Raw genomic sequence first — 15945 nt, 5'->3', positions numbered from 1 at the left:
AACAACGTAGCAAGCTAGGTAGCCTAATTTGCTAATCTTAGCCGACTAAAGTAATTTGAAATGTGGCCGAAATAAATAGATGGACTCGTGATTTGAATGAACAATTATCTGTTATAAACGAAAGCTCAAGTGTGGGTATAAATAGGCGTAATTTATGAAGAAAATTGTGATTATTATTGTAGTACTTCTACTTTTAGCAGGGGCGGGAGGGGGAGCGTATTACTATTTTTTCATGATGAATGATGACTCTGGGTTGATTGTGCCTGATGAGGTTGCTACGGAGGTAGAAGAACCAGAAATGGAGGTTAAAACGGTTGTAAAAGTGAATATGGACTATTTTGTTGATACCAATAAGCTTAACGTTAGGTCATACCCCAGAAAAGGCGCGTCTATTCGGTCGGTATTGCGTAAAGGTAAATCACTGAAAGCTCTCGAGATAAAAGACGATTGGGTACGGATTTCTGAATATGAAATCCATCAGAGTGGTAATGATGTTGCGGATTGGGTCCATATGGATTTTATTTCTCACAACAAACCCATTATTACCGAAAGAGAGGTTAGAAAAAACATGCTGAAGTTAGTGAATAAATCGGATGATTTTATGACCTATCAAGATCAGTTTGTTATTGCAACACGTAAACTTATCGAAGACGGAACATGCCGGTACGAAGACTTTGAGTTGATGGACGGATGGGTTCTATCGCGAACGTTTGATATTGAACCGGTCTACTTTGTTTATTGTGGCGGTACAAAAAGAGAGAATAAAGTATATGTAACCGTTGAATCAGGTGAAATATTTCAACCTTGATACTCAATAACTTGAAATCGAGCGATGTAATATCTTAACTATGATAGAAGAGAAATGACATCCTCTAAAGTGGAAAAAACATGGTTGGCCTTTGCCTCGATGTCGTTTCGAGGAGGAAGTAAGTCTGGGATCATCACCGTCTGGCACCCTGCATCTATACCTGCTTTCATGCCATTATTTGAGTCTTCTAATATCAATGCATACATTGGTTGAATGTTAAGTATCTTGCAAGCGAGTAAGTAACATTCAGGATCCGGTTTACCTTTCTCTACATCTTCTGCAGTAACGATGGTTGAAAATAGATCTAGATAATTAGAATGAGCGAAATTATCATACACTTCGGGTCTATGTGAAGAGGTGACGAGTGCACACAAAATGCCTTTTCCTTGCAACATTTTAAACAGGGTATGGAAACCAGTTTTATAACGTAGACCTTGTTTTTTTGCTTTGTGAATGTGTTGATCTCGAATATGTCGATATCTAGTTAGATCAAGAGAATGCGAGAATTTATGGGTCAATAACTCTTCACATTCTGGATCTTGTACACCAATAAAATGTCCATAGAACTCATCGCTAATTTCTAACCCTTGGTCTTTAGCGGCCTCTTGCCAACTCGTTTTGTATAAACGTTCAGTGTCAAAAATAAGCCCGTCCATATCAAAAAGAACAGCTTTTATATTCATTGCGATTTACCTTACTTATCAAGCTAAATAAAATCTGACTACCTATAGTCGTTCATCAACGTCATTGATGACATTAATTAGTTAACGTTGATATTAATGCCACAATCCGTTCAAGAGATCTACAAACTCTTAAAAGGAGTATCCTTACTTATTGACAGTTACTTTGTCGATCTTACTTTTTAGGCGCCAAAAGTCTAATCATCATTAATTCAATTCTCCTTTTTGATAATTAATACTACAAATAGAGCTAATGGAAATCATGAAATCTTCGGTGATTAAGGCTTTATCATAATTGAACATCTAGTGAAGGGTAAATAATATCATACTTAACTATATGTATTTTTAGAGTATTTATGAAATAAAAATAAATTAATATAGTTTATTAGTTATGATTCTGAGTCTGAATATTTTGTATTTTGTAATACATTTAGTGAATTTTTGATATAGATCCCATATTTTTCATTTGTAGTACATTATGATTTTAATGCTTACTTATGTCGTTGCTGATTTGGTTAATGACATGAGTGACAACGTAGAAAGAACAGAAAGCCGTTCCTTCTCGCAGTATCTATAAAACACCTTAAGACATTATTGATACGACAAGGTTTTTTAAGGTGTTTGGTGACAATAATCTTTAGGAGTACAGAGGTAATGCAAGATTTTGCGTGGAATTTTCAAACTAAGTTAACCTATGGGCCTGGAAAAATTAGCGAAGTAGGTAATGTAGCGGTTTCACTAGGCGCAAAAAAAGTATTTCTAGCAACATATGAAGCTAATGAAACGTTTGCTCCTGTTATCAATAAGGTTGTTTCATCGTTGACCGATTGTGGCATTGAAGTGGTTATTTTTACAGAGATAGAACCGAACCCTCGTGTTCAAACTATTGATAAAGCGATTGGATTATTTATCGAACAACAATGTGATTTAGTTATCGCATTAGGTGGTGGTTCTGTTATTGATGGGTCTAAATATATTGCGGCTACTTCTTATTCTGGCGGCTCATGCTGGGATTACGTTGTTCTTGGTGACCGCGTTGCTCGTGAATATACAGGCGCATTCCCAATCATTTCCATTCCAACTGTGGCAGCGTCCGGTTCTGAATGTAATGCTGGCGGCGTGTTAAGTAATTGGGAAACGAAAGAAAAGAGTTTCAGTCGTTCGGAATACCGCATCCCTAAAGTGGCTATTATTGACCCTGAATTATACACTTCATTGCCAGATTTTATTACCAATGAAAGCTGTGTGGATATCTTTTCCCACCTAATTGAACACTACCTTTCAAGTGATGCTGACTCGGGCTTTGCTGACAGACAAACGGAAGCTATGATCCTTAACTTAATGGATAATTTCGACAAAGTAATTGAGGACCCTAATGATCTGAACGTTCGTGGTGAACTTGCGTTGTGTTCAATTTTTGGTTGGTCTGGATTACAAGCTTTGGGGCGTTTAGGGTCGATTCCAATGCACTCAATTGAAATGCCACTTTCTGCGCATTTTGATATGCGTCACGCAAGAGGCATGGCGGTAATTGTGCCTCCTTACCTTGAGTTTTTTGCGGGTGTACGTCCAGAGCGTTGGGCACAGTTAGCTCGTCGTTGTTTTGGTGTTGTTGAAACAGATGATAACGTTGCCGCTAAGTTGCTTGCCGTGAAAGTAAGAGAGTGGTTGGTGCGTACGGGTATGTTGATTACGCTTTCTGACGATAATATTCCTGCTGATAGTTTTGAAACAATGGCTGACGATGTTGTTCGAATGTTCGCATTACCTGGAACCAAAACGATAGCAGGTGTTAAGCCAATTACCAAAGAAGAGATTATCGAGGTATATAAACTCGCCTACTAATAATATTAATAAAGTTATACGTATTAGCGATTATCGATGCTAACACCACTCTCGTTGTTAGCCTCTCTCTTAGGATCCGTCCTTTTTACACCCATATTGTTTACAGGCGATATGGGTGTTTTTTTTTACAAATTTGAACAGAACGACTCTTTTCAGTATCGAATACAAAGGTGTCATACTTTGTGAAATATGGACAATTTATATTGTATTTATGTACGATTTAATGACGAAATTTTCATCTGTTAATGTGCAATTTTTGCGTAGAATATGGATGGATTTCTGATTATTATGAATGGTATAGAGTTCGAATATACAGTATTTTATCTTATATAATAGTATGTTATATAATTATATAGCGTATGGTTGACTGGTTTTTCTAATGACCATGTCTAGTTTATTTGTATGATTATTTCTCATGTAAATTAACTGATCTATATCACGCATTGGGTATATTGTACTACAATAAGGCTAGATAAGAAGGTATATTGTCGTCTGAAATTATTTTTATGAAGGCTTAGCGAATGGATCTGAATATTCTAATTGTGGGCATCTACTTTCTATTTTTAATCGCGATAGGATGGATGTTCCGTACGTTTACTAGCACAACGAGCGACTATTTTCGTGGTGGCGGCAACATGCTGTGGTGGATGGTTGGTGCTACCGCATTTATGACCCAGTTTAGCGCGTGGACGTTCACTGGCGCAGCTGGTAAAGCCTATAACGATGGGTTTGCGGTAGCGGTTATCTTTTTAGCCAATGCATTTGGTTATTTGATGAATTATCTATACTTTGCTCCAAAGTTTCGACAGTTGCGAGTTGTCACTGTTATTGAAGCCATTCGGATGCGTTTTGGTAAAGTGAATGAACAAGTGTTTACTTGGTCTAGTATGCCAAACAGTGTTGTATCCGCTGGTGTCTGGTTAAACGCCCTTGCAATCATTGCTTCTGGTATTTTTGGCTTTGATATGGAAACAACTATTATTGCAACTGGTGCGGTAGTTCTGGTGATGTCGGTGACAGGTGGCTCTTGGGCTGTTATCGCGTCAGATTTTATGCAGATGGTTATCATCATGTCGGTGACCGTAACGTGTGCGGTTGTTGCGATTGTTCAGGGTGGTGGCGTTGGCGAAATCGTTAGTAATTTCCCGATTGATGAAGGCGCATCGTTTGTTTCAGGTAATAACCTAAACTATGTTGGCATATTTGGTATTTGGGCAGTATTTATATTCCTAAAGCAATTCAGTATTACAAACAATATGTTGAACTCTTACCGCTATCTCGCTGCGAAAGATTCAAAAAATGCCAAAAAAGCGGCATTGCTAGCGTGCGTATTAATGACTCTTGGCCCAATGATTTGGTTTATGCCTAGCTGGTTTATCGCGGGTCAGGGTGTTGATTTAGCAGCGATTTATCCTGAACAAGGTAGTAAGGCAGCAGACTTCGCTTATCTATATTTTGTTGAAGAATATATGCCAGCAGGTATGGTAGGGTTGCTTATCGCGGCGATGTTTGCGGCTACGATGTCTTCAATGGATTCTGGGCTTAACCGTAATTCAGGTATCTTTGTTAAGAATTTTTACGAACCAATACTTCGTCCTAATTCAACGGAGAAAGAACTAGTCTTTGTATCTAAACTCACATCTACATTTTTCGGTATCGCCATTATCTTGGTAGCGCTGTTCATCAATTCACTCAAAGGGTTAAGTCTTTTTGATACGATGATGTACGTAGGTGCGTTAATTGGATTCCCAATGACTATTCCTGCATTTTGTGGTTTCTTTATTAAGAAAACACCAGATTGGGCAGGCTGGGGCACACTCATTGTGGGTGGTATAGTCTCATATGCAGTCGGTTTTGTTGTGACTGCAGATATGGTAGAAGGCTGGTTTGGCCTCAATGAGTTAACAAGTAGAGAGTGGTCAGATATTAAAGTAGCCCTTGGCTTACTATCCCACGTTGTCTTTACGGGTGGGTTCTTTGTAATGTCGACTCTGTTCTACAAACCGCTATCTGAAGAACGTCAGAAGGATGTAGATAAGTTCTTTGACAATTTGGCTACGCCATTAGTGTCAGAATCGGATGCGCAGAAAGCGCTAGATAATAAACAGCGTCGCATGCTTGGTACACTTATCGCGATAGCGGGTGTTGGCGTTATGTGTATGTTCGTATTACCCAACCCGTTATGGGGGCGTTTCATCTTCGTTCTTTGTGGGTCGATTGTTATGGGTGTAGGCTTACTTCTCGTAAAAGCGGTTGATGACACCGTAGAGAAAAAGGATGAGCTAGCATCACAAGGCTAGTAGTTCTGAGCGCTTAAATGTAAAAAACGAGTCATTGCGACTCGTTTTTTTGTTTCTAATGCCAAACTAAATTCATTTTTGGATAACTTTACGCTAATCTTTCTTAGTTGAAATTAAACGTGGGAATGGTAATGAAAACAGTAGGCTTGATAGGTGGTATGAGTTGGGAGTCAACGGCAAGCTATTACTCCGCTATCAATCGCGGCGTGAAAGAGCAGCTCGGGGGACTTCACTCTGCAAAGTTAGTGTTGTACAGCGTCGATTTCGCTGAAATAGAAACACTTCAGCATCAAGGGGAATGGGATAAAACGGCAGATATACTGTCAGCGGCGGCGCAATCATTGCAAGCCGCAGGTGCGGACTTTTTCTTGATCTGCACCAACACTATGCATAAAGTCGCCGACAAGGTTCAATCGGCAGTCTCCATTCCACTATTACATATTGCCGATGCTACAGCTCAACAACTTGTCGATGACGGTGTTAGTCAAGTAGGGCTGTTAGGGACCAAGTTTACGATGGAGCAAGATTTCTATAAATCCCGCCTAATAGATTCCTATTCTATTGGCGTCGATATTCCAAAGCCAGACCAGGCGAATACGGTTCATGAGGTTATCTATAATGAGCTTTGCCTAGGACAAATCAAAGATCACTCTAGAGAGACTTACCTGACAATCATTGGTGACCTTCAGGCGCAGGGTGCTCAAGCTGTTATTCTTGGTTGTACTGAAATCGCATTGCTAGTGAAACAAGCGGATACGGATGTACCTCTATATGATACCACTGAAATCCATGCTCGAGCAGCGGTGCGATTCGCCTTGGCATAATCGAAGCTCAAAGCTTATGCATCCATGAACGAAATAGACGTTTTATTATCGACCACGACAATCGTTGTGGTCGATTTTTTATGTCTGAAAAATCGGTTGTGGTTTTAGAAAAAAAGACGATATCGATGAACTCAGTTATCAAATGTATGGGCACGTACGATAAGAAAGGTAAAATAAATACAATGAATAAAGCCAAAAGAAAGCAACTTAAGGCACCTTAAGAAGGTTACTAATTTGGTCAAAATTAATGTTCCATGAACTCGCAACAAAACAAAGTTTTAGTTTGCAAACAATAATTCATGCGTGCCTTAATGTGTTGGTTTTACATGATGAAAATCGAAGTGAATGATTTGTATACACATTATAAGGCCAGATATCTTTATTTACAAAAACATCAATAATGTATTAAGAAGCTCAATAATTGACATAAATCTGATTTTTGAGAATAAATTACTGAATCTCTTATTATTAAATTGTGATATTTATTCCATAAGTATAAGGTGTAAAAGCGTAATGGCTATGGATAATGACCTGAAATCAGTTAATTGGTGACAGTTTGTGTGAGGTGAACTTCCAAATACCAAATTTTGGTTGAAGGTTAAGCTAGTTCATCTAATTTCTTTAATAGCTCGTAATTGATTGTTTCTAATTAAATTACATTCAATAATTTATATGTGATGAAGACTGTAGTGTGTCAATTGCTCTTAATGCATTCTTTTTTGGTGGTGAGGGGTGGTTATTTTTATGATTCATGGCCAAAATCGATTTTGTTAATAGGGCGAATCTAGAGTTATATTTAAATTAAACACCTCTGATGCTAGAGGTTTGGGCCAATTTAATTATCGTAAGTTCGGGATGTGGCGATGAGCTAATAGGCCATCTAGGTTTGACGTATATCGCAAGAATATAAGCATCCTTTATGTGCAATTAGCAGGCTGTAACGTAACTCTATTTGTATAATTAATTATTTTTGAGGAAATGTTTTAATGGTAGTTAGGAAAGAAAATAAATTTAAATACTTCGCAATAATGTTAGTTCTCGCCATAGTGGGGTGCTCGAGCAAAACTGTACAAAAAATTGAAGATGATTCACCTGAAGATTTATTAGCTAAGGCTGATTTGTCTATTGAAATCAATCAACCTAAATTAGCTTGGGATAACTTTATTTTGCCACTTTTGGAGTATTGCTCTTCAGAAGTCGTTTCTAAGGGCGACAACGTATTGAGCGCCAGAAGTGATAAAGAGAAGAAGTATTATCAAGAGACGTTATCAACACAGAATAAAAAGATTCAAGTTGTCGACAGTGTTTGCTCGAATACTTATTTCTTAGCGGGTTATGTGCAGTTTGAACTTAAAAATATACAAGAATCTGAGCAGTTTTTACAAACAGGATTAAACATATCGCCGGTAAACTCAAAGTTGTTATCTGAGTTAGCAAATGTGTACCAGTCTAAAAAGCAGTGGCACAAAGCATTATCAACTTATGAAAAGGCTGAAATAAACGCTCAACTATATGCGCCAGAAAACAAAGCAGAGAGTGAATATGCTAGAGCATTAAGAGGGTCTGGATATGTATTAATTGAGATGGGAGAGTTAGATAAAGCATCTAAAAAATATCAGAAGGCACTGGAAATTGATTCTTTAGATAAAATTGCTCTTGATGAGTTGAAATACATCAAAAATTTAAGAGAAAAATGAGTTCGATTTCTTGTATGCCAATGAGGAGAGTAATGTGACAAAAATAGTGGTTTTAGGTGTATTATCAAGTTTATTATTGGGTTGTGTCAGTTCTTCAATGCTCAATTATTCAGACCAGTTTTCATCTTTTAAATCTGGTGACGATAAAAATTTGTATTGTAAATCAGTAATGAAAGAAGGTGAAATCTTAGATAATTGCTTACACCAATTAGTTATTTATGAAAGATCAATAGAAGCATGTAAGGGCACGCCTAAACCATCTTCTTGTATGATTCTAAATAAGAACTTGTGGGCAAATGATGTGTTTAATAAAAGAACGGCGTTAAAAGCTGCTGCGTTCTATGCCGACACTGAATTTGAACCAATAATGTTACATAGTATTATGTTAAAAAATGCATCTACGTTTACGCTGCAGTGTTACTATACCAAAGGTAGACAAGAGGTATGTGCAAACCAGTAACTGCTCTTTTCTTATCTGCAATTTTAAGTAACGAGGACAGGTAGCTGTCCTCGCTAGCATTATTCAAGCGTCTGGTGGAATCATCATTAAATGTTCCAATTAGCGGAAAGTTACAATCGTTTTAGGTTGGTAATTAAAAGAGTTAATCTTATAACAGTACAAGAAAGGAGCACTATCTAATCGATTAGTACTCTCATAAATGATCACGTTGATTCTGTCAGATGTTATTCCAGTTTTGCAGCATATTTCATTGCGTATTTACGAACTTTTTCCCAGTTGGCATTGATTGCCGTATAGTCGAGTTTTGCTTTGTATTTTTGGTTTTCTGACATACCGAGTACTCGACATAACCAAGCGTGATAATCCCTACGTTTTTGAGTTTTATAGTAGCTCCTGCTTGATGCTTCATCTAAAGAGAGGCTTAATGCATCGAGTAATATCTCATTTTTCGGAAACTCTCTATATATCCTTTGAACGGCTGTTTTTTGCAAGTATATATCGTTTGACATAATCATATTGAAAAGCTGATGCTCTTTCCAATCGAGAACGATTTCAGTAGGTAGTGGCTTATGCACATTATTCGCCCTAATTTTTCTAGATTGAAGTACTTCTAGGTTACTCCACGCCATTTCTTTCAGAGATTCTGATTTCGCTTGTGTCGATATTTTTTTGAGGGTGTCTTGATAGTTGATTAGCCCTGACATAGCAATAGTTTCTAGTTGATACTCAACCTCGTCAACTTGTTGCTCTGTTAAGTCAGACATGTAAATAGACAGCAACTGGCTTTCCAAATATTGATATATTTCGTCTTGGTTATTCCATTGCTTTTGAAGTTCTTTATAAGCCGATTTTCTAGTTTCAAAGTTATCGCTTTTCAATCGAGCTATATAATCTTGTGCAATGCTTTTTGGGATATAATCAGTATGTAGTCCAGAGGTAATAAGATGATTGTATTCTTCGAATACAGATTTCATGTACTGAGCAACTTCTGGGTAAATTTCATCACTCATTTCTTTAAATTCGATGCCAGGGGTAACACTAATTAGTTTTTCAGCGGCTAGGTGTGCTGCGGAAATTGAAAATAAAGCATCGCGAGAAACGTTAGTATCTTTAGTAAACAGATCCAAAAACGCACCTACTGAGGACAGTGATATCTGTTTAGAAGAGTTAATGATATACATCACTTCACTTTGTTCGAATGTGGTTATCTGATACATGAAATTAGGGGATGAAACTACATCAGAAGGGAATGGAGTATCTTCTCCGGCAAAGACTCTCCGATAGTCAAAATAAACATTTATAGGTAACACATTATTAGATGTATCGGATGCTAACAAATTTGCCTGTTGCAATGTGGTTTCGAACTGTTTCCTCATTACCTGTGTGGTTCTTTCTTCATCGAGATATTTTTCCATATAAATCCGATAAGCAAGATCGACTTCAAAACTCTCTATTTTGTAAGTTACTCCTTTCGTTAATGTTGCTGCTTTGATTCTTGGGCCAGAATTAGAAGAACACCCGCTAATAAAAACGATAGAAATTAACATTATTCCTAGCATTTTGTTGACTAATTTCACTGTATATCCTTATTTAATGGTTATTTTTTAATTGAAATATTTGAACTTTGTAAGTATAAAATTTTTCAACGAAAATTTGTACTGACGTTTTCTATCATTTTCATGATGATTATATTAATTCGTAATATCAACGTGTTAATGCGGTAACCTTGGTCTAAATCAATAATTTTACTTTAACACCTGAGTGATGTGATATGTGTAGATTTAAAATGGAGCTTTAAGAAAATTAATTTTTAAGCAATAATTATTTCTATAATGGTTTTAAGAATATATTGCTGTAGTGCTTTTTGTTAAAAATACAAAAATGAAATCACAATAAATCACAAGGACACGCACCTTAAAAAATGTTTTTGAAGTAACTGCCTATTGGTTCAGATGATTTTATTTCCATTCGTTCATTAAGCAATGACAGTTTTTACCCCAAAGCAATTATTCGAAAGAAAAGTGGCTTCAATCTCAGTTAATGATGTGCCTTAATCACGGCATTTATCGATATCGTTATTAGAAGGATACGAAATAAACCAATAATGAAGGTCCTGAATAACGTTATACTTACAACGACTCTCTATCATTGCTCCTCTAACAACTTTCTTATCCATTATGAATGTCTCTTTCTTGGGATTGATAATGGTGTATTGGCCCGACAGTTCTCGCTTTGCTATATATAGTGTTTGTTGAATTAGTGAGGATAGATTTCTTACCAATACTTCTATATTTCCACTTTTGATTTCTACTAAGTCTGCCTCGGATAAGATATGACTATGCACTTCTATTAAATTTCTATACTTTGGTTGGCTTGTGTTCTTTGTTTTTAGTTCAACTATGCTAATAAGGAAAAAGCGCGTCATTTCTTTATTGCTGTAGAATACGGGTTTTATAAAAAGAATGTCTTGGTGGCGAACGACGTCTGCATCTACCATCATTGACCTATACTTTCCAACAAGATCTTCAGTTGAAAAGTGCTTTACCAGCTCGACTAACGGCGATATGGCTTCATCAGATATTTTTTTTGCCTCTAGTCGTTTTTGGTCTCTTTGAACGTCAATAACAGATTTGTAGGCTCCAATTTGGGCGAGAACGCCAACTAACCCAGCCTCACCGCTGTACATAATTGGCTCGATATGAACCGAATCGTCACGCGAATAGTCGCCATGTAAGTCAATAGGAGCATAGCCGTCAAATGCGAATCTGAAATGACTCGCTTCTATGTATCCATTATCCATATTATTGACGTATTTAGTGTAGTCCTCGATTTCAACGGAACTGGAACAACCAAGCATTGTGAGGAGCAGGAAAAGCGTGAGTACTTTCATTTGAGCTGTTTCTTTTTTTATGTTCACTTATATGGCGTCTTTAATCTTCTGCTTGATATTTTCTACTGTTTGGTAATATGACGTTGTAACACTTGGAAAATCTGACGGTTCATCCCAATCGCCTAGCGGCTGAACGGATTTTGTGAAGTCGAGATACTGAACATAAGAGTTAGTATTTAGATCTACCGAGTAGATTAATCCGGCAATATAACCCTTTGGATCACTGACAGGAAAGTAGTTATTAAAACTACGGATAGCACCGTGTCTTGGGATGTTGAGTACAACTAGCAGATCAATATTTAGGCTTTCTTTAAGTGACCTAAAATCCTTTGGTGCAAACCCTAATTCATCTTTGAAATCAGGCAGATCTTTAATGGATATTGGTAATGTGCTCAGCTCTACCGTATGTGAAAACTCTGAGTACTCCGACAATACGATTGATTTTATGCTTTCTAGTTCGGTTGTAGAGATTGTTGATTCTAAATGGTCGTCTAGTTCTTCGGTTAATGCAGACGCAACACCGTAACAAAGTAAGCAAGATGCCCCATATATATATGTTGTTGCTTTTTCTTGAGGTGGTATGTAAATAACACCAACGGTTAACTCATCATTTGAAAAGAAGTTGGTATCCAGACTTACAGCTTCTTGAGGTGTACTTTTACAAGCAACCAGAAAAACAGCTAAAAAAGCAACTAAAACATATTTCATTTTAAACATCATTTCGTCCTTAAGTGGAAAGTCATTGCAACTTGAAAGCCATAAAATACAAATTATAAAAAGTGATCTATCTTTATATGCTTTCGTATGAGCTACAAAAAATTTAAATAAAATTTTTATAATTTGGGTGATGCGGCATTTGGAAAATGTACCAACTATGACATTTTACTCTATTTAGTTCATTTATAATAATGAGTTAGGGTTGATTCGGTGACTAATGGGTAAGATACACTTATGGAATAGATATCACAATATCAATATAATGAATATTTATATTTAATTGAAATAATTGGATCTTGATCAATTATGAGCTTTAAAAGTAATTTAATGTTTAATTTGTCAATAAGAATAACATTATAATAGTAGGTGCCATAATAATGTTAAAATATCAGTCGCTATAAAAACCAAGTAGAAAGCATGGTGAGGTGAGTTGCGTGGTTCGTATCATCAATTTGTCACAGTTTATTCATGGACTGATATTGGGATTATTGAAGTGGCGATTCATTTATCTTGGTGAATCGTTCAAAGGTGGAGACAAGATTGATTATATAATACCCATTACAAAGGCGCTTGATATGTTCTGTTTGGTTGTAATGGGTATTCTGATATCGTCTGAAAAATTTAACTTTAAACCTAAGACTACTTCTAGCATGCTACTTGTACACGTTTAACTTCCAAAAACTAACAGTGAAGGTTTGGCATGGCATTGCCCCACAAAAGAAATATCTGTACCACCACCATTTGGATAAGCCTTTAACAACACTGATGGATACTTCAGGGGATACTTCAGCAGGATACTTCAGGAGGATACTTCAGGGACAGGCACCATAAAAAGGGAAAGAAACAGATTCCCAAACTCCCACATTGTAGTTAAATTGGTTAGTTTTGATGTGAGTTTTTAGAAGTGAATTCGCGTACCTAAGATCTCAATCTGATTTTAGTCACTAATTGAATATGACAGGGTCTGAAATGCGACAATTCGTCTTGTCTGTTTTAATAGAAGTGAAAATTTGAGATATTGGACTAGTTTAGTTGACACCCTCGTATCCGACTTCGTTGCAATTGAGATAAAGCAGAGTAAATACTCGTTTTGCCACCGACTAACAGAGCACGTTTTCGTTCCAACTGAGTACAGACTGTCAGCCATTCTTTCCGCGTCAGTTTAAGCCTTTCTAGGATAGGTGGTGATTGGTTATTTACGCTTGCCTTGCCGTCCCTCAGGGCTTTTCCTGACCAGTCCACCAATTCTATATAGTCCATCAATCTAAACGGTATACCAGAGTGTATCTCATTGGTTGGGTTTCCAATAAAAGGGAACAAATTAGATGCGGTTGTTTGTTGATTATCGAGCGTATTTATACGGTCTTTGATGGAAGTGTATTCCGAGGATTCTGGCGTTTTAGCGATACCCGCACGAACGGGATTAAGGTCGGTATACGCCATAGCCGCAAGTAATGCATTTTCGTCAAGTAAAGCCTGACTTTTGTATCTACTTTCCCAGAAATGCCCTTTACAGTTGTCTTCTTTATTGGCCTTTAACGCTATTTCAAAATTCAATTCACGCATAAACCAACTCAGGCTATACAAACGCTCACGCCACTGTTCGATAATATTGAGAGCAACCCTAATCTCAGCTTTACTTCTTAACTGATTGGCCAAAAATCGCTGGATGATGACAGGTTTTGCGTGCAGTAGGGCCCAACGTTGAATGACTTCCAAATCGGTCAGCGAGTCGAGCTTGCCTTTATTAATATGGACAACCAAATGATAATGGTTGCTCATTACCGCATAGGCGCAGATATCAATACAATAGATAGCGCCAAGCGCTTTGATGCGAGCTTCTATCCACGCTCTTCTATGCTCATAGCTTCTATTTGAAAATGCATCATACCCACACAGAAAGGAGCGTCGAACACACCGAGATACGCAGTGATAATAAGGCGTGGCTTCTATACAGACTTGTTGGTTTCTGGCGGTGGTCATAGCGGATCCCATGTAAGGTGTTTAACCCAATATAGCGGGATAATCGTTATGGCACCCATGCAATACATTGTTTTACGAGGCATTAGAAGATTTAGTGTAAATTGAAAGTTTGTTTCATAAGGTGCCTGTCCTCGTTAGAGAAAACGCATTCTACTTCACCGGTGTATTCATCTTTATTTAAGTTAATGGCAATGTTTAATAAAACCGTCCGTCTACTTCATTTTTATAGGTGATGATTGCGCTGTGTTTTGCTCTTTTTATGACATATCAAATGAAAAAGTAGGGTGTATTTTGCACAAATAATGCTACAGCGACGACGTAAGGAGAAATAAATTATTGCTGATATGAGGTTTTTATGAGTATAGTGAAACCGATTTCAATTGAGGATGGATACCACATGTTTGATATCAGTATTATCGTTAAATATATCGATGTTTTTATTGATGGGTTCGCTATTACCGCCGTGGTGAGTGTGGTTTCTATTATGGGCAGCTTTATTGTCGGCCTAAGTATTATGTTTGCGTGTGTCAGTCAGAACAAAGCATTGAGTAAGTTTGGTTATGGGTATATCGAATGTTTTCGAAATATTCCTTTTATTGTACAAGTCTTCTTTATTTTCTATGGGTTACCAGAGTTAGGGATTTTCATCGACCCTTATACCACGGGTATTCTTGCGCTATCGATAGCGGTTGGAGCGTATTGCGCCGATATTCTTAGGGCCAGCGTTCAGCAAGTGGATATGGGTATCATTGAGGCGGCTCAGTCGTTTGGGATCGCAAAGAAAAAGATATACAGCAAGATTATTTTGCCTATCGCCTTAAGAACCTCTATCCGACCAATCGGTTCTGTTTTCATTAATTTAATATTAACCACATCGATTTTATCGACAGTGACGTTGAATGAATTGACGGGTACCGCAAAAATAATTGCGGCGGAAACATTCAGACCGTTTGAAGTCTATTTCTTTTTGTTGCTGTTTTATTGTGTGTTGACCTATGCGTTGTCGCTCATCATTTCGGGTATTCATAAGAAGCTCAATCAACAATTTACGGTTGGAGAATAGATATGTCGAATCACGAATTTGTTCCCTATGACTTGATTGTGCTGCTCAGTGGCATTTCCATATCGTTATATGTGTTTGTTGTTTCGAGTCTATTTGGGTCTGTTTTTGGAATTGTGTTGGCCCTGACCCGTCACTATCGTCTTCCTATTCTTGGTGCGACGTCGACGTTTGTTGGTGAATTCCTTAAAAACTCACCCGTTTTGGTTCAACTCTTTTTGATTTACTTTGGTCTACCTATTTTCTTAGGGGTGAACTTAACAGCAACGGAAGCGGCAATGATTACGCTGACGGGGAATACCGCAGCGTTTGTGTCTGTCATTGTTGTCTCGGCCATTTCCTCTATCGATAAAGGCCAAATTGAATCGGCGCAAAGTTTTGGGCTTTCTGAGTTGAAAATTTTGACCAAAATTATTACTCCTCAAGCGCTGCTGGTTGCCATCGCACCTTTGATTGGCTTAGCGGTTAACCAGCTACAAGTTACGTCATTGGTTTCGGTCATCGGGGTGATGGATATTACCAAAGTGGGACAAATATTGAACCAACGTACATGGCAGCCTTTTGCGGTTTGGCCAATTATTGGTGCAACTTACTTTGTGCTGTCATGGCTGTTAGCAAAAGCAGGCAAGCGTGTTGAAAATAAGCTGAAGCAACATCAGCATTGGGAAAATATTTAAAGGC

Annotated in this window: 13 protein-coding genes; 8 read left to right on the top strand and 5 right to left on the bottom strand. The window is 37.5% G+C overall.

The genetic code is table 11. From position 1 onward, the window contains the following. Positions 1-154 precede the first annotated feature (154 nt). Positions 155-808, top strand: coding sequence for an SH3 domain-containing protein (locus L3V77_RS18355; protein ID WP_275137701.1), 654 nt, complete (start codon positions 155-157; stop codon positions 806-808). Positions 809-846: 38 nt separating this feature from the next. On the opposite strand, the gene L3V77_RS18350 is transcribed toward L3V77_RS18355, so the two are convergent. Then, the gene (locus tag L3V77_RS18350; protein ID WP_275137700.1) at positions 847-1491 is read right to left on the bottom strand and encodes an HAD family phosphatase; all 645 of its coding nucleotides are present in this window, start codon (positions 1489-1491) and stop codon (positions 847-849) included. Between the two features lie 651 nt (positions 1492-2142). Here L3V77_RS18350 and L3V77_RS18345 point away from each other — a divergent pair. From L3V77_RS18345 to L3V77_RS18325, 5 genes are all read left to right on the top strand, one after another. Further along, complete coding sequence (locus L3V77_RS18345) at positions 2143-3333, top strand: iron-containing alcohol dehydrogenase (RefSeq protein ID WP_275137699.1); 1191 nt, start codon at positions 2143-2145, stop codon at positions 3331-3333. Positions 3334-3854: 521 nt separating this feature from the next. After that, complete coding sequence (locus L3V77_RS18340; protein WP_275137698.1) at positions 3855-5633, top strand: sodium:solute symporter family protein; 1779 nt, start codon at positions 3855-3857, stop codon at positions 5631-5633. Between the two features lie 131 nt (positions 5634-5764). Next, positions 5765-6457: an aspartate/glutamate racemase family protein gene (locus tag L3V77_RS18335; RefSeq protein ID WP_275137697.1), complete on the top strand. Its 693-nt coding sequence runs from the start codon at positions 5765-5767 to the stop codon at positions 6455-6457. A 986-nt stretch (positions 6458-7443) separates the two neighbouring features. Continuing rightward, complete coding sequence (locus tag L3V77_RS18330) at positions 7444-8154, top strand: tetratricopeptide repeat protein (protein ID WP_275137696.1); 711 nt, start codon at positions 7444-7446, stop codon at positions 8152-8154. 34 nt (positions 8155-8188) lie between these two features. Then, a complete protein-coding gene (locus tag L3V77_RS18325) occupies positions 8189-8614 on the top strand; it encodes a hypothetical protein (RefSeq protein WP_275137695.1) in 426 nt (141 codons plus the stop codon). 224 nt (positions 8615-8838) lie between these two features. Here the strand turns inward: L3V77_RS18325 and L3V77_RS18320 are convergent, their stop codons facing one another. From L3V77_RS18320 to L3V77_RS18305, 4 genes are all read right to left on the bottom strand, one after another. Further along, positions 8839-10191, bottom strand: coding sequence for a hypothetical protein (locus L3V77_RS18320; protein WP_275137694.1), 1353 nt, complete (start codon positions 10189-10191; stop codon positions 8839-8841). Between the two features lie 473 nt (positions 10192-10664). Beyond that, on the bottom strand, positions 10665-11504 hold the full coding sequence (locus L3V77_RS18315) for a hypothetical protein (protein ID WP_275137693.1): 840 nt from the start codon (positions 11502-11504) through the stop codon (positions 10665-10667). Positions 11505-11531: 27 nt separating this feature from the next. Then, positions 11532-12212 (bottom strand): hypothetical protein, encoded by a 681-nt coding sequence (locus tag L3V77_RS18310; RefSeq protein ID WP_275137692.1) that lies wholly within the window; start codon positions 12210-12212, stop codon positions 11532-11534. Positions 12213-13244: 1032 nt separating this feature from the next. Continuing rightward, positions 13245-14204 carry a transposase gene (locus L3V77_RS18305; protein WP_275137691.1) on the bottom strand — a complete coding sequence of 320 codons (960 nt, stop codon included), beginning with the start codon at positions 14202-14204 and terminating at the stop codon, positions 13245-13247. 355 nt (positions 14205-14559) lie between these two features. Between L3V77_RS18305 and L3V77_RS18300 the strand changes: the two genes are divergently transcribed. Together L3V77_RS18300 and L3V77_RS18295 are read left to right on the top strand one after the other, a co-directional pair. Then, entirely contained in the window at positions 14560-15267 is a 708-nt protein-coding gene (locus L3V77_RS18300; RefSeq protein WP_275137690.1) for an amino acid ABC transporter permease, read from the top strand. A gap of 2 nt (positions 15268-15269) precedes the next feature. Continuing rightward, positions 15270-15941: an amino acid ABC transporter permease gene (locus L3V77_RS18295; protein ID WP_275137689.1), complete on the top strand. Its 672-nt coding sequence runs from the start codon at positions 15270-15272 to the stop codon at positions 15939-15941. The last annotated feature ends 4 nt before the right edge of the window (positions 15942-15945 follow it).

The organism is Vibrio sp. DW001 (assembly GCF_029016285.1).
Classification (GTDB): domain Bacteria; phylum Pseudomonadota; class Gammaproteobacteria; order Enterobacterales; family Vibrionaceae; genus Vibrio.
Note: the sequence above shows the minus strand (reverse complement) of the source record. Positions and strands in the feature narration are given on the sequence as shown.